We start from the raw sequence: 22,206 nt of genomic DNA, 5'->3' as shown, positions 1-22,206 counted from the left end.
CCGGATCCAAAGACCTTTTGGTTCATTTAAACACCGTAAAGCAACTCAACGGGCCTGGCAGCGCCCTCCCCTGGCCCGGTTCACACCTGAACTGGAAAATCATTAATTCAGAGGCCCTTAAAATTATACGCTTGCTTGAATAGTTTGATTTAGTATATTTAAATATACTAAATCAAACGAGAGAGGATAATGCATCCCCTGGAATTAGCCAAAATCTCAAAATGCCTGTCCGTGGAGACCCGCATCCGCCTTTTGAGGCTGATAAAAGACCAAAGCCTTTGCGTGGGAGCTCTGGCCAAAAGGCTCGGCATAACCCCGGGAGCGGTTTCCCAGCACCTGCGGGTGTTAAAGGCGGCAGATCTCATCATCCCGGAAAAACGCGGTTATTTTATGCATTACCAGATCAATCAAAGGGTTATTGACCGCTGGGTTTGCTCCCTTTCCCAAGCCTTTGGCCGGGAAGCCGGGCGTGAATACGGCGAACGGATTTTCCCCATATCCCTTGATTCCAAAGGAGAAAAAAATGTGTAACTGCGCCAAAGACGGTTGCCAGCGCCCGGAAGAATTTTTGGGCAAGCCTGAGGATTGCACTGAAGAGCAGATCATTAAATGCCACGGCAGCGCTAAAAATCATCCCTGCCAGTCAAAACCGGAGAAAAAATAGTTGACCAATTTAACAAATGCGCCTGCGGTGGCGGTGCGGGACCTGGTTAAGAACTATGGTTCCGCCCCCGCCTTAAGGGGCTTGAGCTTTGAAGTGCCCCAAGGGGGCATATTCGCCTATTTGGGGACCAACGGCGCGGGGAAAACCACCACCATAAACATCATTAGCGGCCTCTTGGCCAAGGATTCCGGCGAAATCAAGGTATGCGGACTGGATGTAAACCAAGATCCGGTCAAGGTAAAAGAGCTCATCGGGGTGGTGCCGGACGATTCCAACCTTTACCCGGAACTTACCTGCGCCCGCAATCTGGATTATCTCGGTGAGCTCTACGGGCTTGACCGCCAAACCAGGGAAGAACGCATCCAAGACCTGCTTGAACTCTTTGATTTAAAAGACCGGGCCAAAATGCCTTTCCGCGCCTTATCCAGGGGACTGAAACGCCGCCTGGTCCTGGCCGCGGCCCTGATCCACAACCCGGAGATACTTTTTCTGGATGAGCCGACCATAGGGCTGGACGTGCCCAGCGCCAGGGCCTTGCGCAACCACATAAAAAGCATAAACCAAAAGGGGACCACCATCTTCTTGACCACTCACAACCTGGCAGAGGCCGAGGCCCTGGCAGACACGGTCTGCATCCTTATCAAGGGACAAGTGGTCAAAATGGGATCGCCGGATGAAATCAGAGGCCAAGTGGAGGACGGAACCTATCTTAAGCTGGGTTTGAGTGGAGAAATAGAGGAAAAAACCCTTTTGGCCGCCTGCCCTGCCGTACAAAAGGCCAGCCGGGAAAACGGCTTCTGGCGCTTAAAAGTGGATAATCTGAACCAGGCCCTTAAACAGTCTCTGGGCCTGGCCGAGGCTGAAAATCTTGCCATACAAGAAGTGAGTGTGGAGCGCCCCAACCTGGAAGAGGCCTTTTTAGCTTATGTGGAAAACAAAGGAGCCCTGAAGGAGGGCGAAAAATGATCCAGTTCAGCCGCACCATGGCCATTGGGCGCAAAGACATGGAGAGCTACTACACCAAGCCGCCTCTGGTGACCTGGGCCCTTTTATTCCCGGCGGTATTGATGCTGGCGGTTTTTGTGAAAGATCCCGCCGGCTACCTGAAGGTTGCACCGGGAATTATCGCCATGACGCTTTTGTTTGGCTGCACCTCCATGGCGGCGATTGTCATAACCTTTGAAAAACGCACCAAGACCCTGAGGCGTCTTTTGCTCACCCCGGTAAGCAATGAAACCATTTTATTCGGCAAGGCGGGCAGCGCCTCAGCCTATGGCCTGGCCACCACCTTTGTGCTCACCTTGGGGCTTATACTGTTTTTAGGGCTTCCCATGGCAAGTCCGGCCTGGTTTATCCTGGGGCTTATCCTGGGAGCCTGCGTATTCTCGCTTTTGGGCATAATCGCTTCGGTTATGGTGCAAGAGGTCTTTGAGGCCATGACGCTTATGAATTTTTTCCGCTTCCCAACCTTGTTCATAAGCGGAGTCTTTATGCCGCTGGCCGCCTTTCCCGCCTGGCTTTTGCCCTTGGCCATGATTTCACCGCTGACCTATGTGGCTGAGCTTTTGCGCTATGGCATATCCGGGGAGGCATGGTTTCACCACCCCCTGATACCGGCTTCCGTGCTGGCCGCATTTTTAGCGGCATCCTGGGTGATTGCCTTGAAAGCCTTTAAAAACCGGGCAACCCGCTAACTGTGAGGGGCTGGGGGATAAAGGGCATCCTTTTAATTAATAAGGGATGCCCTTATTAATTAAGTGGGCTGTGTTGACCATAAAATTAGCTAAGGCTGATATGAGGAATTTCTAAGGCTGGTAGTTGCTGGATAATGCATAACAAATTACATCCGCTGGCAAAAACCATGAAACAGGACAAAAACCGCCAGACCAGGGATATTCCCCCCCAAAAACACCCCTTCTCTGTCGGCAGCCTGGCAGACCTGCTTCTTGCCCCGCTTTATCTGGCCCAGGGAGTTTGGGTGCGTTTCAAAACGCCCAGACTGCCAGAGCCTCCGGGTTTGAGGCAGGGGGTCAGCGGCCAGGGCAGGTCTTTAAGGCTGTTGGTGACCGGAGATTCTTCCGCCGCGGGTGTGGGAGCGCCAAGCCAGAATCAGGCCCTCACCGGCCGCATGGTGAGCAGGCTGGCTCCAAAAAACACGGTTCACTGGAGGCTTGCTGCTCAGACCGGCTGGAGAAGCCGGGAGCTCAGGCTTTATCTGGCAAAGCTGCCCCGAGTCCCATATGACCTTGTGCTCCTGGCCACGGGAATCAATGACCTTACTTCCAACTTTTCCCTGGATTACTGCCTAAAAAAAAAGACCAGACTGGTAGCCGAACTGCGGAACAGGTTCACCCCCAAGTTTATCGTAGTCTCGGGCATGCCGCCCGTGCATAAATTCCCGGCCTTGCCCCAACCCTTGCGCACTTTTCTGGGCAAACGGGCCAAGGCCCATGACCAGGCTGTTGCAAAATTCTGCCAAACTCAGCCTGACTGCGAACACCTGCCGCTTGATTTCAGCCAAGATCCCAAGACCTTGGCCACAGACGGCTTTCATCCCGGACCCCAAGTCTATGACCTTTGGGCCAAAGCGGTGGTGAGGACCTGGCGAGAAAAATAAATATTATCTCAACATCTTAGGATGTTTTGAGGCCGAGTTTTGACTGCTCAATCATGACGAATTCGCAGGGTGTAACGATTTTATCGGGCACAATTTTTTTAAATGCGCGAGCTGGATCAACGGCACAATGCCTTTGCGCCGAGGGCTGACGTTTTGGAGGAGAGCAGTTCCAATTCACATACCAACCACCGCTTACTCCATATTATCCGCGAATTTAGTTTGCAGAGCGAGGCTGTCAAACGGTTTTTAGAGTGGCTGATCCGCCGGACCATAAAAGTTGCTTCCATAATTTCCTACAATGACCGCCGCTGGTGGACGCACTAAACATCTTATTTTCTTCTGACCATACATTACAGGGCCCTTGCCGGTTGCAGGCAGAAACACATACTCCTGATGATTGACTAAGATGATTGATTGGGTTACTTTACACTGACATTTGTAGGGGATTCTGGTTTTCTCCCAAATTTCCCGGAAATCGAAAGTAAAAAAGCTCGTTTGCAGGCTTGGGCATCAAAAATATGCACTTTGCTGCTCACCGAGCCTGGGAGGGGCCTGACAAAAGCGGAAACACAGATAATTACGCATAATTTGGGTTAAATTCCATGCCTGCTACATTTCGGAGTATTTGAGTACTGGATACATACTCACGTGGCTTTACGATAATTGGAACAAGCCTGTTAAAAACAAGGGACTGGAAATGCATCGGACATCTTACGCAGTTCAGAACAAACGCAGCAAATTATTCGCCAAATCTCTGGTTGTTTCTTTTTTGCTTTTCTTTGTCTCCGGGTGCTCAGGGCTCCAAAGTTCTGATTATCGGGTCCGTAAAGAAGCCCTGAAAACGGTAAGTGACCAAACCGTGCTTACCAAACTGGCTTTAGAGGACAAACACCTCTCTGTGCGAAAAGCGGCCCTTAAAAAAATCACAGATCAGGATTTACTTACCAAAGTGATAATGGAGAGCGATTATTCGAATATCCGATTACAGGCCTTGGAAAAACTGACAAAACAAAGTGTATTAATTGAGTTGGCCATCACCCATAAAGACCTCGTGGTAAGAAAAAGAGCCATCGATAAACTTACAGACCAAAAAGGGCTTACCCAAATAGCAATTGAAGGATTACATCAAGACGCCCAAATTCAGGCTATTTCCAAGTTAACCGACCGCACGCCCGTGGAAGCAGTTATAAAAAAGATTGCTAAAACTGGCGAAACTACGAAGATCAGGGTTGCAGCCACTCAATTTATGTCAGACCAGGCAATCCTTACGAAGATGGCTTTTAACGATAAAGATGCAAAAGTCAGGCAAAAAGCAATTAGCAGGATAAACAATCAAAAACCCCTTGCATCTATTGCCTCCAGTTCGTTACCCCCTCAAGAGAGGATTGCAGCCATCAGAAACCTTGAGAACCAACAGCTCTTATTCGACCTGGCTATGTCAGATAGAGATAGCTTGATCGCAATAGAAGCAGCGAAAAAGCTAACCGATCAGGATCTCTTATATAAGCTGTTCTCGGAACATAAGGACAAAGACTTTAAAAAAGCCTTGCTGCAAAAAGCAATAAGAGATCAGGAGGTGTTAGAGAAAATCGTCTTGAATGGAGGCTATCGCAACTACCCAGATGCGCTTAAGTTCTTGACTGATCAAACTGCACTTAGCAAGGTGGCCCTCGCTGACGGCACTTCCTTTCGTATAAAACGGAAAGCAATAGGTAAAATTAAAGATCCAGATCTATTAATGAAAATAGCTCTAAACAGCACCCAAAAAGGGATTTACGATAATATCATTTTTAGGTTAAAGTCCCCTGAAGTTTTAGCCCAAATTGCCTTAAAAGCAAAAAATAAAGAAGCGCGATTAAAAGCTATTTGCAAGCTAAATAACTGTGATTTATTATCCTCCATTCTTAAGAATTCCAAAAGCAAAAGAGAAAAGAAGATTGCAACGTTGAGGCTCATGACGCTGGATTCGGCACTGGTAGATATAGTGGGTAAAATAAGGCTCACCTTCGACTGGGAGATGAAAAAGAATTATTATGGCCGTGATGGAAAAACAAAAGAGGCCGTAGTTAATTATGAAAGTATAGTAATAAAGCTTGGGGCAATGAACTCAAAAGGACAATTTAAAGGCGGACGTAGTGATTTATTAAGCTACGCAATTTTCCAAGGACATCCCGGTTCCATGCGTGAAGATTTTGGGGTGTTAAAAACTAAAACCAACTACGCATCAATCAACTTGAACAAAATAGCTGAAGACGTAACCAAGAAGTTAACTAAAAAGGAACATGCAAAACTTGCCAAATCAAGCACCAACAGATTATTACGAAAAGCGGCTAAAAAAAGACTATAAACTGAGGTACTCAAAAATTAATCACACAAATAGCCATGGAAAAAGGCGATCATGGCGCATCCTTCCGGGAACCCAAGAAGGAGAAAACCATGACCACCTCTTCATTTGGCTCAATGGGTCAGATAATTATCATCACAGAAAAAACCAGCCTTTAAAATCCCTCCCCCCACCCGCTTTTTGTCAGGCCGCCTTTTCGGTCTCCCATTGTTTGAGCATGTAGCGCATGATCTTGCCGGTCTTGGTTTTGGGGAGTTCCTCCACAAACTCCAGCCAGCGCGGGTATTTGTAATGGGCCAGGCTGGTCTTGACAAAGACCTGGATCTCTCTGGCCAGCTCAGGCGTGGGGTTATAGCCCTCCCTCAAGACCACATAGGCCTTGGGTTTGATCAGGCCTTCCATGTCCCTGGCCCCGATAACCGCGCATTCGAGTACAGCCGGGTGTTCAATGACGCAGCTTTCCACTTCTATGGGCGAGACCCATATGCCCCCTACTTTAAGCATGTCGTTTGAGCGGCCCACATAGTAGTAATAGCCCTCATCGTCGCGGTAGAACTTATCGCCGGTATTGATCCATTCCCCCATCATGGTCTCTTTGGTCTTTTCATGCTTGTTCCAGTAAAAGGCTGCCGCACTGTCGCCTTTGGCCAGCAGGGTGCCGATCTCACCGTCAGGCACGTCTTGAAAATTCTCGTCCACAATCCGCGCTTCATAGCCAGGAACCGGTTTACCGGTGCAGCCGGGACGAATATCAATCCCATCATTGGAAATAAAAATATGCGCCATTTCAGTAGAGCCTATGCCGTCTGTGATCCCAATGCCAAAACGGTCTTTCCAGCGCCTCAGGATGTCTGCGGGCAAGGCCTCTCCGGCGGAGACGCACATGCGCACCCCTTCCAGGGAGCCTTCGGCCTCCAGCATGGTTCCGTAAAGGGTGGGGACCCCAAAATAGAGCGTGGGGCGGTAACGGGCGATAACATCAAATACGGATTCAGGCGTGACTCTGCCGCCTAAATAAACCACACTGGCCCCAACGCTGAAGGGGAAATAAAGCCCATTACCCAGGCCATAGGCAAAGAACAGCTTGGCCGCGGAAAAACAGCGGTCCCTTTCCGTTATATTCAAGATAGAGCGCGCATAGGTTTCCGAGGCAAAAACCATGTCATGGTGCAGGTGAACCGTGCCCTTGGGATAGCCGGTTGAGCCTGAGCTGTAAAGCCAGAAACACACATCATCGGCACAGGTGGGGGCGCATTCAAGCTCGGCGGACTGTGAATCGGCCAGGGCCGCAAAATCAAAAGCATAATCCGGGACCTCACCATCGACCACCAGCAAACGCTCCAGGTATTTGAGCTGGTCTCTAACCGGCTCCAGGACAGGCAACAGGGACTCATCCACCATCACGACCCGGGCCCGGCTGTCATTTAAAAAATAGGCATAGTCCTTGGGGCGCATCAGGGTGTTTAAGCAGATAGGCACGGCCCCGATCTTGACGGCCCCGAAAAACGCCTGGGGATAAGTCTCTGAATCGGGCAATAAAAGCGCCACCCGGTCTTCCATGCGCAGGCCCAGGCTCTTAAGCGCGTTTCCAAAACGGTTTACCCCGCTTGCCATCTCGGCATAGGTCATTCTGTGCTCACCCGATATCACGGCAAGGTTATTCCCCCTGCCCTCTTCCAGGTGCCTGTCAATAAAGAAACTTGCCGCATTAAAAATCGCCTGGTCTTTATAGATCTTCTTCATCTTTCCTCCCCGTGCCCATGGTGGCGGGGTTGCCAGGTAAAAATACCGGTGTTGTTTAAGCCTTTTTGACTTGAACACCTCAAAACAACCCAAAAACCACTTATCTTAATGACCATTATTTTCATGGAAAATCAGGAGAGAAAACCAGACAGGAAAAATCCCTGCAAAATACGGGCTAAAAACAGGTAGTTTATATGTTTTCGAAGGTATTCATCGAAGGGAGAGCAAAAAGGAGCGCAGGTTTACCTTGCGTCCGGAAAGCCCCAGTTTGCGCCGAATCTGATCTCTATGAAACTCCACAGTGCGGGGAGAAACAAAAAGGATCTCCGCAATTTCCTTGCTGCTTTTCCCCTCCCGCACCAGGGCGGCCACCCTGATCTCGGAAGGGGTGAGTTTTTGAAAACTGCGGGAAAGGGAATCCACAAAAGGGGTGGTGAGATCATTTAAATTATTTTCCAGGATCTCCAAATAGGCCCGCTGCCGCTCTGCCAGGTGAGTCTTTTTCAACTTGGCAATATAGGGCGTGACCAGCTCGCGCACATTGGCCATGATGCGCTCTTCAAACTCGCGCTTATCTTCCTCACGCTTTTTTAAGAGCACCCTCAAGGCGGCGTTGACCTCTTCCAGGTTCACGGTTTTGCCCTTTAGTTCCTGTTTGTGCCTGCGCAGGGCGTCTTCAGTTTGCTTGAGCCTGGTCACGTCTGTGATCACCGAATAACTGCCCGCAAACTCACCGTTTTCCTGGTACAAGGGCTTGGGGGACATGATGGTGGCCAAAAGCGAGCCGTCCTTTCTGCTCCAGGCCAGTTCATAGGAGTCAGAGCGCCCTTTGCGTCTCTTGACATAATTTTCTCGCAACACCTTTTGGTTGGCTGAATTCAAAAGGGACTCCACCTTTTCACCCACCAGTTCATCGCGGGTATAACCAAGCATCTCGCAAAAACGGGTATTGACATAGTTGAGCCGAGTGTCTGAATTAAGCATGGCAAAACCTTCGCTCATGGTCTCCAAAAGCTGTCGGTAGCGTTCCTCGCTTCTGGCCAATAGCTCATGAGAGCGCTTTATGGCGCTTAAATCCAGGATCACTCCCCTTAAGCCCACTGTTTCACCGTGGTCTACCACCGCGTTTGCCGAAACCAAAACCGGAAAGGTGGAACCGTCCTTACGCAAGGCCGTATATTCGCTGCCCGGTATGACCTGGCCCTTTAAGATGCGTTTTATATTGCCCTCTAATCTGGCCCTGTCTCCAGGCGCGAAAAAAACCAAAGCGCTAACCGACTCACCCAGCTCATCAGCCTTAAAACCGAATGTCTTGTAGCCCGACCGATTGGCAAAGCTGAACTTCCCTTGTTGATTGATCTTGAACAAGGTCTGGGGCAGTAGCTCCACCAAATCGCGATAATCGGTTTGCCCGCGCTTCATATACTGAACTCCCCTTTGTCCCCGAGGCGGCAAAACTCCGAAGCTTTGCTATGCTGTTGATTGCCGTTCGATAATCCCAAAAACCCCTTAACATTATAGGGTGACATGGCATCTAGACTCAACAGCCAAAGAATGCAGCCCTCCCATGAGGCCTGAATAGGGGCGGTCATTTTTTGCCCCAAAATACAAGCTTCAGATGGGACCTTACACTCCATACCGGTTTATAATAGGTGAGTATCAACCATCAGCCGTAAGCGGCGATCTCAACCACCTCACCGGAGCACAAAAGACACATGAAGAGACAAATATTTTTCTGGGTTGTTTTTTTCTTTATTTTTGCGGCCATACAAACAGGACCCAGGCCCGTCCTGGCCCAGGGCGAGTTGCCTTTGGTGGTGGTGGTTACCACAGGCGGCACCATAGCCGAAAAAAAAGACCCGCAGACCGGGGCCCTGGTGCCTGCGGTTTCCGGTAAAGATCTGCTTAAGGCAGTGCCGGACCTTTCAAAACTGGCTGGAATCAAGGTCAAGGAATTCAGCAATATCGACAGTTCACACATGACACCCCGGATATGGGCCAAGCTTAGCCGGGAAATAAATTCAACCCTTGAAAAACAGGAAGTGGCCGGAGTGGTGGTGACCCATGGTACGGACACCATGGCCGAGGCCGCGTTTTTCCTGGATGTCACCCTAAGATCAGTCAAACCGGTTGTCCTGGTGGGGGCCATGCGAGGGGCATCTGATTTGAGCCCGGACGGTCCGGCCAATATAAGGGACGCCGTATGCCTGGCAGCGTCCTCATCGGCCCGCAACCGGGGGGTCATGGTGGTCCTTAACCAATATATCTGGGCTGCGCGCTGCGTGGAAAAAACCCGCACCAGCACAGTGCAGACCTTTAACTGCGGCTGGCAGGGTGCCCTGGGCAATATAATCGGCGGTGAAATCCGCTTCTTTAATAAACGCCTGCGTCAGCCCCACCTGCCCTTGCCTAAAGAGATGGCAAAGGTGTCTTTGATCACCACCTTTGCCGGTGATGACGGGGCCATGATCCGGGCCGCTGTCAAGCAAGGCGCACAAGCCATAGTGCTGGAGGCCCTGGGCCAGGGCAATGTCAACCCCAAGGTTTTCCAGGCCGTAAAGCAGGCGTTGGCCCAAAAAATTACCGTGGTGATCACCACCCGGGTGCCCTATGAACCAGTACACGGGGGCTATGGTGATGTGGGCGGAGGCAGCCGGCTTGAAAAAGCGGGGGCTATATTGAGCCGGGATTTGCGCGGCCCCAAGGCCCGTCTTTTGTTGATGCTGGCTTTGCCCCAGGTGAAAGAGGCTGAAAAACTGAGGGGGTTGTTTCAGTAAAACGAGACCCGCCCGGACCCGTTTGGGGCCGGGCGGGATTTTATTTAACTTAAATCCAAGTTCAAGAGACGCTTAAAAATAATAGGTGCACATAAGGCTGAAACTGCATTGTTGAGACCACACATTAACCCCGGTGCTCCAGGTTTCATCCACCTCATAACCCGGTGCGTCATTAAACCAGCGATGCGAGCCGCTGGTGTCAATGGTCATGTATTCAGCCTGGGCCCCGATGGAGAAGTTTTCGGTTAAAGGCACATCCAAACTCAGGGCGGCGTGCCAGGCATGGCCGTCTGTGGTTTCTTCGGTAATGCGGTTGCCTTCCCTTAACAGATGATGATCTTTGTTTTTACCCTTTACATAGGCCCAATCCGCCTCAAGGCTCAGTTTGAGTCCGGGATTTTCCTCGGGCATTGGCTGCCAATCCAGGCGCAGACCGGCAAAGTAGTGCCAATAGGTCTGCTTGAATCTGATTCCGTCACCGGGAATATACATTTTATAAATTCTACCATCGGGCAGAATACCCCATTGGTTGAGGTCAGAAGTCACAAAATGAAAATACTGCCAGCGAATCCCGGCGGCGGGGCGAAGGTCCAGTCCCTTGGGCAAAGAAAACAGGCGGGCCACGGAAACATCGGCCGAGGCGTTTACCATATAACTGGACTCAAGCCTTAAGGTGCTCTCCGAATAGGTTGTGCGCATTTTGGGATGATATGGATTCTCCCAGTCAGAATCAGCCATTATCCCATTTACGTTTTTTTGCACATTGGTCATTGCCTCCAGGCTGACCGACCACTTGGGCGTCCAGCGCTTAACCTCAACCCCGCCCCACAAGCTGTCCAGGGAAAACTCAAGACGGCTCATGGGCGATAAAACAGGCATCTCAGAGTCACCGAATTCATAAGAGGTATGGCTGTCAAAAAGCTGTTTCACCTTTGCTTCAACCGACCAGTCCGCCTGGTTGGGTTCGGCTTTTGGCTCATCTTCCGCGTAACAGACCGCAGACAGCAAGAACAGACAACACAAGGCAAGGCAAGATATGGACAGTTTTTGGATCCTCTTCACTTAGATCTCCCCTCTAAAACAAAATTGAGTTCGCGACTGCAATTACACCCAGATAAGTAGCAGTCCACAAAGCAGGATTCTATCAGTTGTTCTGGATAGCGCTTGGGCAAAAGAGCAGGGGGAATAAACCTTTGAAGAGGAGTTTATTTAAGCCAACCCTATTGGGGCTTGTGTTCAAAAAACGGACCTTATGGAAAATTTTCCCACAAGGTCCGTTAGTTATTCTTAATAAAAACACAAGTTACTGTAATTTAAACTTTTTTACAAACTCCTAAAATCTCATCCTCAAAGTTACTCCAAAGGTGAGCGGATCCCCCGACTGGCCCACAGGATCTGAACCGGGGAACTCAAAGGCAACAGCCTCATACTCTTCATCGAACAGATTGCGGGACCATAAAATAAGGTCAATATTGTCTCGCTCAAGGCCCAGATTCAGGTTGACCAGCTGATAGGCGTCCTGCTTGAGGTTGTTGGCGTCATTCCAGTAAAACGGGCCAATGCCGATGAGCTCGGTGCGCGCAAAAAATCCCCAGGTCTTGCTCAGGTCTTTCCTGTATTCCAATCCCAGGTTGTAGGTATATTCCGGCGCCATGATGGTGGTGTTGCCTGAATAGTCAGTCCCGGCCAGGGAATCTTTGTATTCACGATATTCGGCATCAGTGTAACCAAAACCGGCATCTAAGGTCAGCCCTTTGCATAAAATGGCTATCAAGTCCATTTCCATGCCCATGCTGCGGGACTTGCCCGCGTTTCTGATCACGGTATCGGCAGAGGGAAGCAGTTGGACCACCTGCTGGTCCTCAAGATCGATAAAGAAGAGAGAAGTATTGACTTTCAGACGGTTATCCAACCAGGAAGACTTGAACCCGATCTCATAGTTCCAGCTGTATTCTGGGTCAAAGTGAATATCCGAAGCATCCATATAAGCGGTGTTAAAGCCCCCGCTCCGATACCCCCTGCTGACTCCGGCGTAACTCATGAAACCGGTCGTCCAGTGATAGGCTATTTGAAGCTTGGGCAGGAAAGCATCGCTGTTTTCCGATTCACTCATTTTGTCTCCACCCAAGGAATAGCCGTTTGACTTCATGGTCATGACATTATCGATATCCGCCTTTTCATAGTCATAGCGAAGCCCAAAGGTCAGATCCAGGTTTTCGTACAGGGTGTAGGTGGCCTGCCCGAAAAAGGCCATCCCGCTGGTGGTGAGGTCCGAATCCGTCACCCGGTCCAGAGGAAGCCAGGGAATAGCCACGCCGGGAGCAAAACCCAGATGCAAGTTATGCTTCTTTTTCTTGTTGAACCCGAAAAATCCGGCCAGCCATTTAAGATCGCTATTCGAGTTGGGTGAAGCGAAGCGCAGTTCCTGGGTGAACTGCTCATCGTCTATGGTTTCATCTGCGGTGATCAAAGGCAGTATGGTGAAGTCCTGATCATTGTCCGCGCTGTCGTCAAATTTGCGAAAGGCTGTGATTGAAGTGAGTTTAAACCAGGGAGTGCCGTAGGCCACATTCAAAGAGCTTCCCCAGCCGTCGCGTTTATAGCTGCCCTCGTAGTCATAGGCAATATGGCGGGGTCTTTTTCTCAGAGCCTCGAGCCGCCCCAGGGGAAAGGCTCCGTCATCGATCTTTTCGCCGTCTATATTGGCCGTGATATCCAAGTTCTCGGTGGGTGTGAAACGCATGCGGACCCGGCCGTTAAAGGCCTGGTGGTTATCCACGTCCTGATCAAGATAGTCATTTTCAGTATAACCGTCTCTGGACTCGAAATTTCCCGCCATGCCTAAAAAGAGCCTATCCTGCACCAGGGGAAGCGCCAGGCGGGCAACACCCTGATAGTTATTATAATTACCGGCGGTAAGGTCAACACCCATGCGGGTTTCATTATCCGGCTTTTGGGTGATGATATTAATCACCCCGGCCAACGAGTTGCGCCCATAAAGGGTGCCCTGGGGGCCGCGTAGAACTTCGATCCGCTCTATATCGTATAAGTTGCTGTCAAAGGCGCGGCTGTCCATGTAGCCCACGCCGTCAACGTAATACCCCACGGCGGGCTCATTATTCACCGCACCGATTCCCCGAATAAAGACATAGGAGGTTCCCCTTATTCCCCAATTGGCAATGTACATGTTGGGCGTGAGCCGCGACAGATCCTGAATCGTCTGAATCCTGGCGTCCTCAATATCCGTCTCGGAAAAAGCCGAAATGCTGGAAGGAATATCCTGAAGATCAGCCTTTCTTTTTTCAGCTGTCACCATCACCGATTCCAGGCGCAAAGTTTTTTCTTTGGCCATAACTGTTCCAGCGCAAAGGAAAACCGCAACTAAAGCAACAAAACCCCACAAAACCGGCTTAACCGGGCGTGACATTTCCATTTAAAACTCCTTCCCGGCTTTAACCGGAATCAAGACATGACCGATGCGGCGGAAAACCGTATTGGCCAAGAGCGAGAAAACAATAAAGACCACAGCCAATAGCAGATAAAGGCTTTCATAGTTGAGCGAATCCGCAATTGCCCCCACCAAAGGGGCCTGGCACAGGAAAATAAGATGAAAGGCGCTGCACAACACCGCGTAGTTGGTTCCCGCCTGAGGCCCGGCGCTGAGCGCCATGATGACGGTGTAGGCCAGCACCTGCATTGCGCCCAAAAGCAAATTCTCCAAGGCCACGGTCAGTTCAATCTCATTGCCGAACAGTGCGGATCCGGAGACGGTGTGGACCGTAAGCAATGCAACAGCTGAGGCTGTCAAACCGCCCCCATAGAGCAGCACCCTTGGGCCCGCTCCCCTTAGCACCGCGCCGCCAATCACGGCACCTAAAATGCCCAAGGGGTAGCCGTAAACCAAAAGCAGAGATCCTATTTGGCCGCTTTGAAAACCAAGATCCGTGAGCAAAGGCATGCGCATGTAAAAACCGGCCTGGGAGATCACGCCGACCAGAAGCAGCCAAAGCAAAACCAGACGGGTTCTTCGGGCCTTCAGAAAAGGCAGGATGCGCGGATGTGGTGCATTGCGGGCAGAGGCCTCGCCCTGGTTGACGGGAGAGATCTCCCGATGCAGCACTAAGGGCAGGATCAAGAGAAGGGTGAGCCCGGCCATTGCCCCCAAGGTGCTCTGCCAGCCCGCATAGCCATAGAGCATCACAAATCCCCCGCCGCCGATCATATGGCCCAGACACATGCTGACCATCTGCACCGTGTTTCCCCAGGCCCTTTCCTCGGGCCTGAGAATGTCTGTGGCATATCCGTCCACGGCAATATCATTGGTGGCGTAAACGAAATTAAGGGCCAGCATCATCAGAAAACCCACGTAAGGCGAGTTCATGGGCGGAAAGGCGGCCAACAGGATAAGCAACAAGGCAGCCCCCCACTGAAGCGGAAAAATCCAGGTGCGCCTTCTCCCCAGGCGCTCGCTGTAAACCCGGTCGATAACAGGCGACCAGAGAAACTTGAGCGCCCAGGGCAGATACAGCATGGAAAGCCAGCCTATAACCTGTAACCCCGCGCCGGTCTGCCTGAAAATGACCGGCAGCCCCACCCAGCAAAAGCCAATGGGAACGGCCTGGCAGATGTAGGCCGAAAGCAGCAGGAACAGCTTGAATCCAATACCGGGCGATGCCAGCACCTTGGCTTCTTTAGATAAAGTCATCTTTAACCAGAGAGTTAGTGAAATTTATGAAAGTAATCCCTCTTCAAGCCGGACCTTAGCCGCCCTTTTGGCATATATCGATATCCATTTCGCCGATGGGAGTTTTTAGAGTTTTGGACCGGACTTTTTGGAATCCGCAAGAGATTGCGGTTTCAGCAATCATGCCTTGGGGAAAGCAGTAATCATGCCCCATCATCATGGAAGGAATCACCGCCCCGAGCATGGTGTCGGGTTTGGTTTGCTCTTCGGTCATGCCGTCCTGGAAACTGACAAAATACCCGCCCGGTTTAAGTGAATGGAAAATCTTTGTAAAAAGCGAATCCAGGGTTCCCAGGGCAAAGTTGAGGGTGGCGCTGGCGTATACCAGGTCATAGCCCGCACCGAGTTGGTCGGCAAGGTAGTCACCGGCCAGAAAATCAACCCTTTCTTTGGCTTGATAGGCGCTTACGATTTCAGCGGCAGCATCGAGAACCGGCGCCCTGTCCATTAATACGCCTTTTAGGTCAGGATTTTTATCAAGAATAAAAAGGGAAAAAACGCCGTGACCGCAACCCAGATCAAGCATCTTTTCAAAGGAAGAGAAACCCGGCAGTTCGGCGATAATCCCGGCAACGAGCTGTCCTACACCTCCAAAGACCCAACCGGCGGAACTCTTGACCTCTTCTGTCCACATTTTTTCATCGGCAAGGTCGATCGCCTCATCTTGGCCCATGGGGCCTTTGGCAACCAATTGTTCCAGCTTTTCCAGGGGATTTAAGCCCTCATGCTGTGTCTGCATCATCAAGCGGGAGACTGAGGTTCCGGAATCAGAGACCAAAAAAGCCTGGGCCAGGGGCTGGTTGCAATAAAAGCCCGCCTTTTTGTGCAAAAGATCAATGGTGGTGAGGGCATCCAACAGCCTTCTTGTGTTATCAGGGTGAAACCCCAATTTTCCGGCCACCTCCCGAGGTGTCCGGGGTGTGGTCAATTGGTCGAACACCTTATATTTGATGGCGCAGTTCATAAGCGCGGCCTTTATCGGACCCATGGCGATTTCGTGCAGAGGGGAGTAATTGAGATCAACAGATGGCATTTTCCTCATGGCATACCTTTTCTTTTTAAAATCAGTCAATTAAATAGGAAAGCCTTATCCGGCGTGTGTACTTGGTCAGCTTCTTTTGACCGGGAATTTATAAAATAGTTATGGCTCCGGTCTAACACCTGCTGATTTTTTCCTGTCATTTAATGAACGACCCCAAAAAAAATGCAAAAATTCTATCTTTATTAAGAATGGCTGCATTTATTCAGGTGTTTAAGGAATAATCGAGGGGTTACTTAAGGCAGATGAAGCGGCGTTGGGTGATTTCCTTAAGGTATGCACTGGGTTGGATCCCGAAATGGTTTAAAAAGGCCTTGGCAAAATGGCTTGGGCTGCTGAAACCGGTGGCATAGGCTATTTCCGCTATGTTCATCTCAGCGGTCTCCATCATTAGCCGACTCTGTTCCAGGCGGTGTTGCCGCAAATAACCGAAAACCGTGGTGCCGTAAATAGCTTTGAATCCCCTGTTCAATTTGGTGTGGGTCATTCCCACCAGACTGGCGAGTTGAAACAGGGAAGGAGGATTCTGAAAATCCTCTAAAAGGTAATCGCGGGCCTTTTGAATGCGTGTGCGATCCAGACGGCCCACATTTGGCTCACTCATTTTCCGGGAGCTTTTTAGCAATAGTTGAGTCAAATGCAAAACTAATAGTTCAAGGGTCTTGCTTTCAAGGAACAGCTTGCGGGCGGAACCATGAAAAGGACACTCCAGGATTTGATTTGCGGCAAGCGACATGGAAGGAAGCATGCCGAAGGGCTGAAAATAATGAGAAAAGCAGCCGTTTTCAAAGACACTTGCCAATTCCGGCGCAATTAAGTCCGACTGATCGTCAAGGCAACTTAAAAAAACCTGGGGTTCTATGTGGACGGCAATTGCGCGCACCCGGTCCTGAGCCGGGAATTCCATGGTACCTTCTGAAAACGGAAAAGAAGATGCCACGTTAAAGCCCGGTTTACCCCAGAACGATTTCCCCCCTTTGCTGTTATTGACGGAATAATGCATTAATCCGTCCAGATGGTAGGTGAGTTCATAGGGCGCTTCCTCGGTCTCGAAATGCAGGCAAAGATCTTCCCTTAGCCGGGAATCCAAGATTACCAGACGCAGCCCCGGCTTTATCTCCACATGCTGACCTTCAATACCGGCCGGGACCTGCAGCCCCTCCACCTTCATTGCGGCCTTTTCCGTGCCTTGTTGCATGCCGTCCCTCTAATTTAGATCGCTCCCGGTCTTTACTTGGGCCGGAGAGAAAAAACTATCGGTTACTTTTACCTCTCCTAACATTATAAAGCAACTCAAATGAAGCCTTAAGGCTATGGGAAGCCCAGGTGTTAACGAAACAATCATGTTTTGAAAGAACAAAGGCAGGGGAGCTGACCCGGCAATTAACTCAAAAGTTTTGCTGTTTAATGGTGTTGGGCGGAGATCTGAAGGGGATGTTTATTCAAGGTGTTTGGCTTTTTCCAAAGACAAGCCTTGGAATTAAACGCTCACGGGGGGCACCTGAAACATAAAGCCCGCCCGGCCTTTTTACGGTCGGGCGGGCTATTGGCGTGCCTATGCAAGCATCAAAAAAGCTTAGAAGTAATAGGTGCACATAAGGCTAAAACTGCATTGCTGGGACCACACATTAACCCCGTTGCTCCAGGTTTCATCCACCTCATAACCCGGTGCGTCATTAAACCAGCGATGCGAGCCGCTGGTGTCAATGGTCATGTATTCAGCCTGGGCCCCGATGGAGAAGTTTTCGGTTAAAGGTACATCCAAACTCAGGGCAGCGTGCCAGGCATGGCCGTCTGTGGTTTCTTCGGTAATGCGGTTGCCTTCCCTTAACAGATGATGATCTTTGTTTTTACCCTTTACATAGGCCCAATCCGCCTCGAGGCTCAGTTTGAGTCCGGGGTTTTTCTCGGGCATGGGCTGCCAATCCAGGCGCAGACCGGCAAAGTAGTGCCAGTAGGTTTGCTTGAATCTGATTCCGTCACCTTCAAAAAGATACCTCCAAGTACTACCATCTGGCATACTTTCCCACTGAGTGACGTCACAAGCCACAAAATGAAAATACTGCCAGCGAATCCCGGCGGCGGGGCGCAGGTCCAGTCCCTTGGGCAGAGAAAGCAGACGGGCCACCGAGACATCGGCCGAGGCGTTCACCATATAACTGGGTTCAAGCCTTAAAGTGCTCTCTGAATAAATTGTGCGCTTTTTGGGGTGGTATGGATTCTCCCAGTCAGAATCAGCCAATATCCCATCTATGTTTTTCTGCACATTGGTCATTGCCTCCAGGCTGACCGACCATTTGGGCGTCCAGCGCTTAACCTCAACCCCGCCCCACAGGCTGTTCAGGGAAAACTCAAGACGGCTCAAAGGCGATAACACCGGCACTTCGGGATGAGCGAATTCATAAGAAGTGTAGCTGTCAAAAAGTTGTTTCACCTTGGCCTCGACTGACCAGACCACCTGGTCCGGTTCCAAAGGTGATTCATCTTGCGCATAACTGATGTCAGGCAGTAGAAACAGGCAGCACAAAACAAGACAGAATATGGGCAGGCTCAGGATTCTCTTCAATTGTGATCTCCCCTTTGGATAAAACTAAACTAAGCGACTGCACTTACACCCAGACAAAGAGCAAATCGCGGTTTCCAAATCCCCTGAAAACAGATTTCCCGGATTAAACAGCGGGAATAGCACTAAACGTGACACCCTGCCAATCCGTGGAAAAAGATTTTATCAGGAGATTGGAAAGACGCCTGGATTAGAATAGTCATTAGAATAAGCAAGGTTGTTTTGTTAACTTTAGTAAAAACAACAGACAAAACCTGATCACACCCCAGATAACTCCGGTGATTTTCACCCTCCCCCTTTGCCTCAACCCGGGATGTTTTATTTATCATGGCATCAAACAGCACAAATGAAACCCGCCGACGTTATAACAGCATAGCCCGGCTCTTTGATTTCTTCGAAGCCCCCCTGGAGAAAAGGAAGTTCGCGGCCTGGCGGCAGATGCTGCACAGGGAAGTGGTTGGCCCCAAGGTTTTGGAAGCAGGGGTGGGTACGGGCAAGAACCTGCCCTATTATCACCGGGGGCTCAGCTATACCGGTATTGACTTGAGCCCGGCCATGCTGGCCAGGGCCCGGGAAAGAGCAAACCGTGGAAAGAACCCGGTTCGGCTTGCGGAAATGGATATACAGAACCTGGCACTTCCGGACAACTACTTTGACACTGTATTTGCCACCTTTGTTTTCTGTTCAGTTCCAGACCCCGTAGCCGGTTTAAAGGAACTAAAACGGGTTTGTAAGCCTGGTGGACAGTTGCTTTTACTGGAACACGTACGCCCCAAAGGCAACTTACAGGGCAGAATCTTCGACCTTCTAAACCCACTTTCGGTTTATTTTTTGAAGGAAAATATTAACCGCCGCACTTTGGAAAATTTAAGAAAAGCGGGCTGGAGTATTGAGAGGATTACAGACCTATCATCAGAGGTGGTCTATTTTTTCCAGGCCCGTCCTTGAAATGATCTTGTTTTGATCTTGGAAAATAAAGAAATCGAATCTCAGGATGATCTGTGCACTGATTCACAACCTAAGCTGAAAAGCACCGTAAGCATCAGAAAAGAAGAAAGCGAGAAGCGATTGATCGGCGGGTAAAACACCTACCCCCAATCGTTATTTAAGATTTTAAAAACCCGGCCTCTTTTGTAGGGCGCCCCAGGAACCCTTTATTAGGTCTTTTTCAGCAGCTTGGAGGCCTGGTGGGCAAAGAGAACCCGGCCTTCCATCAAGATGAATCTGGCAAGTGCTATCCCCAAAATGAGACATGAAAATTTAAAAAAATAAATCATGATGCTACCGCGTATCGTATCAGTTAAAAACATGCCGTTAGATGTGACAACGGCCCAGTCTCTGGTTTGGCCGATTATTTCATTTTTCGTTGCCTGACCGCAGGTTACTGGATCAATTGCGGCCGAGCCTTTTTTTACAACAAGCTGAACAAGCAAAAGGCCCATAATATAACAGACTAAAATAACAGATGTATTTTAGCTCTGAATACCAAGTCCCGTTTTCCTTGGGAACAGATTGCAAGGCAGCTTCCAACAGCTAATTCCTGCTTCAGGCTGCTTAGTGGAAGTGCAAGACACTTTCGAAAAAAGCCGTCTGTAAAAAAACAAGAGAACAGCAGTTTCCTGCTGATCTCTTGTTTTTTGTATCTGTGGCGGGGACGACGAGACTTGAACTCGCGACCTCCGGCGTGACAGGCCGGCGCTCTAACCAAAGCTGAGCTACGCCCCCGTATCTGTTTTCGCTTCATCGCTGTCGCGATCAGTGGAGCAATATTTACCGTCTTTTCTCAGGTTTGGCAAGTCCCGATTTGCGCTTTGTGGCCAACTTGTGAAATTTATTAATTCAAGGAGACTCACTCACGCTGGGCTCTAGCCATAACTACCGGTTTTAACAACTAGTTTACATCTGCACCCAAAGACACCCTCACCCGATTCCCGTTTCACACCAGAGAAGGGTATTAAAATCTTCCACAGCCAAAACCGGTTCTGCAAGCTGAAAATACTGGGCCCGATAAACCTTTAAACAGAAAATTACCTTTATATACACCTACCAACATCCTTGACGCCCTCAAGCAAGAGACAATATTTAATTTAAGCCAAAGTTTTGTACTTAAAACAAAACGGCTAATAGTAAACAGAACTCAACAAGCAAACATTTCACAAATAAATCTTTTGGCTAAGTTCATACGACACTTGCATCCAGCCACAAATCGAAAATACATATAAATTGTACATTTCTTAACCAGTTATATCATCTATATAATACAAGAAATACAGAAGGTAAATCTTATGAATTAGCAGTTAATAAGCTTAATTTATATTATATTTATCCTGAGGCCGTCTGTATGTTTAATCCGAAATATTGTGCCTATTAAGGCACAGCCCTGACCTCAAGGCCAGTGAATAGCGCAAAAAAAGGGGAAAAACCACTTTTTTTCAACTTATCTTTTCTATTTAGTACAACAAGTCTGGCAAATTAACCGCGCCCAGGCCAAACTATCCCGGAAGATGCCGCCAAGTCTGAGTTAAAGACAGCTCCCATTGTATGTGCCTCCCCAGAGCATTCACTCAAAAAACTATTCTGCAAGAAATATCTTTACAAATCCTTCTATTCGGTCGTCATGACCCCCACCCTAGATCAGCAAACATCTGAAGTGACCATCCTGTAGTTGAACCCTATTGAGCCACTTTTTAGGCATCTAAAAAAGCCAAGGGCGCTAAAAAGCACCCTTGGCTTTAAGGAAAAGAAAGAGTTAAGTATTATTTACTTTTTCCCGCCCTGATGACGGTACATGGCTGCCTCATAGGGCTTGCCTTCCAGGAAGCGGCCTACAAACAATAGGCCCATCATGTGTTCAGGCATAGAGGCCAGTTTGGGGCCCAGGTCTCCCACTGTACCACGCACCACCTGCTGCTTGTCCGGGTAGCCCGCCCAAAAAACGCAGGCCGCCGGCATATCCTTGGCCCAATGACGGCCAAGGGTTTTAAAGAGCTTAATAGGGTCCTTAAGCGCCATATAAAGGATCAGCGTATGCTCGTGCCGGGCCAAATCGGCCAACACTTGCTGAGCCTCGGGGCTGTCCGGGTTAAAACCCATCCCTGGGCTGGCCGCACGATCCATCAGGAAAAACGGTGCGGTCTGAACCACAAAACGAGTGCCATGGGCCGGAATGGTGCTTGCACCGAGGGCTGCCATGGCAGCTGAATCGCAACCCATTCCGGGGATAATGACTATCTCGTCCTTTTTGAAGTGTTCCACAAACCAATGGCTGGGGCCAAACAGGCATGGGTTGCCAAAATCCAACAAGCCCACATTTTTGCCCTTGGCCATTAGTTCCTTGATCATGGCCACGGTGCGGTCACGGGATTTAAACCGTTCCACTTTGTAGGCGGCCAACTCTTCCTTGCTTAACTTGCTATAAGGCTTTCCCTTGTAATCCCAAATATTCCGCCAAGGGTCGGCTACGACAGGCGTCTTGCCTATGTATTTTGCAAAAAGCTTGGCATGCCTGGCAGGTGCCACAATGGCGTCCATTTTCTCTATGGTCTCAAGGGCTTGTAAAGTGGCGGTCTTGGGTCCGGCCGGCCCGGTTCCGATCACATAAAATTTACCCTTAGCCGCCTCTGCGGAGCCCGGCGTCAGGCCAAGCCCCAAAAACGCTACAGTTAAAATCAAAATCAAGGCGGCAAGGCTTTGCATGAAACGCTTAGCCATAGAA

At 49.8% G+C, this 22,206-nt stretch carries 17 protein-coding genes and 1 tRNA gene; 8 read left to right on the top strand and 10 right to left on the bottom strand.

The genetic code is table 11. The features are described from left to right. Positions 1 to 189: 189 nt before the first annotated feature. The 6 genes from X474_RS14030 to X474_RS14010 all read left to right on the top strand — a co-directional run bounded on the left by X474_RS14030 (position 190) and on the right by X474_RS14010 (position 5,628). Positions 190 to 531: an ArsR/SmtB family transcription factor gene (locus X474_RS14030; protein WP_156360766.1), complete on the top strand. Its 342-nt coding sequence runs from the start codon at positions 190 to 192 to the stop codon at positions 529 to 531. Continuing rightward, positions 524 to 664, top strand: a complete 141-nt coding sequence (locus X474_RS26515; RefSeq protein WP_197282106.1) for a hypothetical protein — start codon at positions 524 to 526, stop codon at positions 662 to 664. The genes X474_RS14030 and X474_RS26515 overlap by 8 nt, the downstream gene beginning before the upstream one ends. Further along, the gene (locus X474_RS14025; RefSeq protein WP_044349780.1) at positions 665 to 1,630 is read left to right on the top strand and encodes an ABC transporter ATP-binding protein; all 966 of its coding nucleotides are present in this window, start codon (positions 665 to 667) and stop codon (positions 1,628 to 1,630) included. It abuts the gene before it with no gap. Continuing rightward, the gene (locus X474_RS14020) at positions 1,627 to 2,358 is read left to right on the top strand and encodes an ABC transporter permease (RefSeq protein WP_044349778.1); all 732 of its coding nucleotides are present in this window, start codon (positions 1,627 to 1,629) and stop codon (positions 2,356 to 2,358) included. The genes X474_RS14025 and X474_RS14020 overlap by 4 nt, the downstream gene beginning before the upstream one ends. 167 nt (positions 2,359 to 2,525) lie before the next feature. Continuing rightward, positions 2,526 to 3,281 carry an SGNH/GDSL hydrolase family protein gene (locus X474_RS14015; RefSeq protein ID WP_197282105.1) on the top strand — a complete coding sequence of 252 codons (756 nt, stop codon included), beginning with the start codon at positions 2,526 to 2,528 and terminating at the stop codon, positions 3,279 to 3,281. A 697-nt stretch (positions 3,282 to 3,978) separates the two neighbouring features. After that, a complete protein-coding gene (locus X474_RS14010; protein WP_044349776.1) occupies positions 3,979 to 5,628 on the top strand; it encodes a hypothetical protein in 1,650 nt (549 codons plus the stop codon). Between the two features lie 180 nt (positions 5,629 to 5,808). On the opposite strand, the gene X474_RS14005 is transcribed toward X474_RS14010, so the two are convergent. Continuing rightward, positions 5,809 to 7,368 carry a benzoate-CoA ligase family protein gene (locus X474_RS14005; RefSeq protein ID WP_044349774.1) on the bottom strand — a complete coding sequence of 520 codons (1,560 nt, stop codon included), beginning with the start codon at positions 7,366 to 7,368 and terminating at the stop codon, positions 5,809 to 5,811. A gap of 210 nt (positions 7,369 to 7,578) precedes the next feature. Further along, the gene (locus X474_RS14000; RefSeq protein ID WP_052515215.1) at positions 7,579 to 8,790 is read right to left on the bottom strand and encodes a PAS domain S-box protein; all 1,212 of its coding nucleotides are present in this window, start codon (positions 8,788 to 8,790) and stop codon (positions 7,579 to 7,581) included. A 293-nt stretch (positions 8,791 to 9,083) separates the two neighbouring features. On the opposite strand from X474_RS14000, the gene X474_RS13995 reads away from it, so the two are divergent. Continuing rightward, a complete protein-coding gene (locus tag X474_RS13995; protein WP_052515214.1) occupies positions 9,084 to 10,145 on the top strand; it encodes an asparaginase in 1,062 nt (353 codons plus the stop codon). Between the two features lie 72 nt (positions 10,146 to 10,217). Here X474_RS13995 and X474_RS13990 read toward each other — a convergent pair whose 3' ends face one another. From X474_RS13990 to X474_RS13965, 6 genes are all read right to left on the bottom strand, one after another. After that, entirely contained in the window at positions 10,218 to 11,207 is a 990-nt protein-coding gene (locus X474_RS13990) for an omptin family outer membrane protease (RefSeq protein ID WP_044349770.1), read from the bottom strand. Between the two features lie 271 nt (positions 11,208 to 11,478). Beyond that, positions 11,479 to 13,497 carry a TonB-dependent receptor gene (locus X474_RS13985; RefSeq protein ID WP_231688331.1) on the bottom strand — a complete coding sequence of 673 codons (2,019 nt, stop codon included), beginning with the start codon at positions 13,495 to 13,497 and terminating at the stop codon, positions 11,479 to 11,481. Positions 13,498 to 13,578: 81 nt separating this feature from the next. Further along, positions 13,579 to 14,850, bottom strand: a complete 1,272-nt coding sequence (locus X474_RS13980; protein WP_052515213.1) for an MFS transporter — start codon at positions 14,848 to 14,850, stop codon at positions 13,579 to 13,581. A gap of 55 nt (positions 14,851 to 14,905) precedes the next feature. Then, positions 14,906 to 15,922: a methyltransferase family protein gene (locus tag X474_RS13975; protein ID WP_197282104.1), complete on the bottom strand. Its 1,017-nt coding sequence runs from the start codon at positions 15,920 to 15,922 to the stop codon at positions 14,906 to 14,908. Between the two features lie 238 nt (positions 15,923 to 16,160). After that, a complete protein-coding gene (locus X474_RS13970; protein ID WP_044349766.1) occupies positions 16,161 to 17,126 on the bottom strand; it encodes a helix-turn-helix transcriptional regulator in 966 nt (321 codons plus the stop codon). A gap of 378 nt (positions 17,127 to 17,504) precedes the next feature. Then, a complete protein-coding gene (locus X474_RS13965) occupies positions 17,505 to 18,494 on the bottom strand; it encodes an autotransporter outer membrane beta-barrel domain-containing protein (RefSeq protein WP_044349764.1) in 990 nt (329 codons plus the stop codon). Positions 18,495 to 18,818: 324 nt separating this feature from the next. Between X474_RS13965 and X474_RS13960 the strand changes: the two genes are divergently transcribed. Beyond that, on the top strand, positions 18,819 to 19,439 hold the full coding sequence (locus X474_RS13960; protein ID WP_044349762.1) for a class I SAM-dependent methyltransferase: 621 nt from the start codon (positions 18,819 to 18,821) through the stop codon (positions 19,437 to 19,439). A 698-nt stretch (positions 19,440 to 20,137) separates the two neighbouring features. Here the strand turns inward: X474_RS13960 and X474_RS13950 are convergent. Both X474_RS13950 and X474_RS13945 read right to left on the bottom strand, forming a co-directional pair. Beyond that, positions 20,138 to 20,216 (bottom strand) — tRNA-Asp (locus X474_RS13950). A gap of 1,035 nt (positions 20,217 to 21,251) precedes the next feature. Continuing rightward, positions 21,252 to 22,202, bottom strand: coding sequence for an SAM-dependent methyltransferase (locus tag X474_RS13945; protein WP_197282103.1), 951 nt, complete (start codon positions 22,200 to 22,202; stop codon positions 21,252 to 21,254). Between the last annotated feature and the right edge of the window lie 4 nt (positions 22,203 to 22,206).

It is taken from the genome of Dethiosulfatarculus sandiegensis, assembly GCF_000931935.2.
GTDB classification, from domain to species: Bacteria; Desulfobacterota; Desulfarculia; order Desulfarculales; family Desulfarculaceae; genus Dethiosulfatarculus; species Dethiosulfatarculus sandiegensis.
The sequence above is the reverse complement of the archived record's forward strand: the minus strand, read 5'-3'. Positions and strand labels throughout refer to the sequence as shown.

Excerpts from the sequence above, each read along its gene's own strand:
- X474_RS14030 (WP_156360766.1), top strand. The coding sequence starts at position 190 with ATGCATCCCCTGGAATTAGCCAAAATCTCAAAATGCCTGTCCGTGGAG.
- X474_RS26515 (WP_197282106.1), top strand. The coding sequence starts at position 524 with ATGTGTAACTGCGCCAAAGACGGTTGCCAGCGCCCGGAAGAATTTTTG.
- X474_RS14020 (WP_044349778.1), top strand. The coding sequence starts at position 1,627 with ATGATCCAGTTCAGCCGCACCATGGCCATTGGGCGCAAAGACATGGAG.
- X474_RS14015 (WP_197282105.1), top strand. The coding sequence starts at position 2,526 with ATGAAACAGGACAAAAACCGCCAGACCAGGGATATTCCCCCCCAAAAA.
- X474_RS14010 (WP_044349776.1), top strand. The coding sequence starts at position 3,979 with ATGCATCGGACATCTTACGCAGTTCAGAACAAACGCAGCAAATTATTC.
- X474_RS14005 (WP_044349774.1), bottom strand. The coding sequence starts at position 7,368 with ATGAAGAAGATCTATAAAGACCAGGCGATTTTTAATGCGGCAAGTTTC.
- X474_RS14000 (WP_052515215.1), bottom strand. The coding sequence starts at position 8,790 with ATGAAGCGCGGGCAAACCGATTATCGCGATTTGGTGGAGCTACTGCCC.
- X474_RS13995 (WP_052515214.1), top strand. The coding sequence starts at position 9,084 with ATGAAGAGACAAATATTTTTCTGGGTTGTTTTTTTCTTTATTTTTGCG.
- X474_RS13985 (WP_231688331.1), bottom strand. The coding sequence starts at position 13,497 with ATGGCCAAAGAAAAAACTTTGCGCCTGGAATCGGTGATGGTGACAGCT.
- X474_RS13980 (WP_052515213.1), bottom strand. The coding sequence starts at position 14,850 with ATGACTTTATCTAAAGAAGCCAAGGTGCTGGCATCGCCCGGTATTGGA.
- X474_RS13975 (WP_197282104.1), bottom strand. The coding sequence starts at position 15,922 with ATGCCATCTGTTGATCTCAATTACTCCCCTCTGCACGAAATCGCCATG.
- X474_RS13970 (WP_044349766.1), bottom strand. The coding sequence starts at position 17,126 with ATGCAACAAGGCACGGAAAAGGCCGCAATGAAGGTGGAGGGGCTGCAG.
- X474_RS13960 (WP_044349762.1), top strand. The coding sequence starts at position 18,819 with ATGGCATCAAACAGCACAAATGAAACCCGCCGACGTTATAACAGCATA.
- X474_RS13945 (WP_197282103.1), bottom strand. The coding sequence starts at position 22,202 with ATGGCTAAGCGTTTCATGCAAAGCCTTGCCGCCTTGATTTTGATTTTA.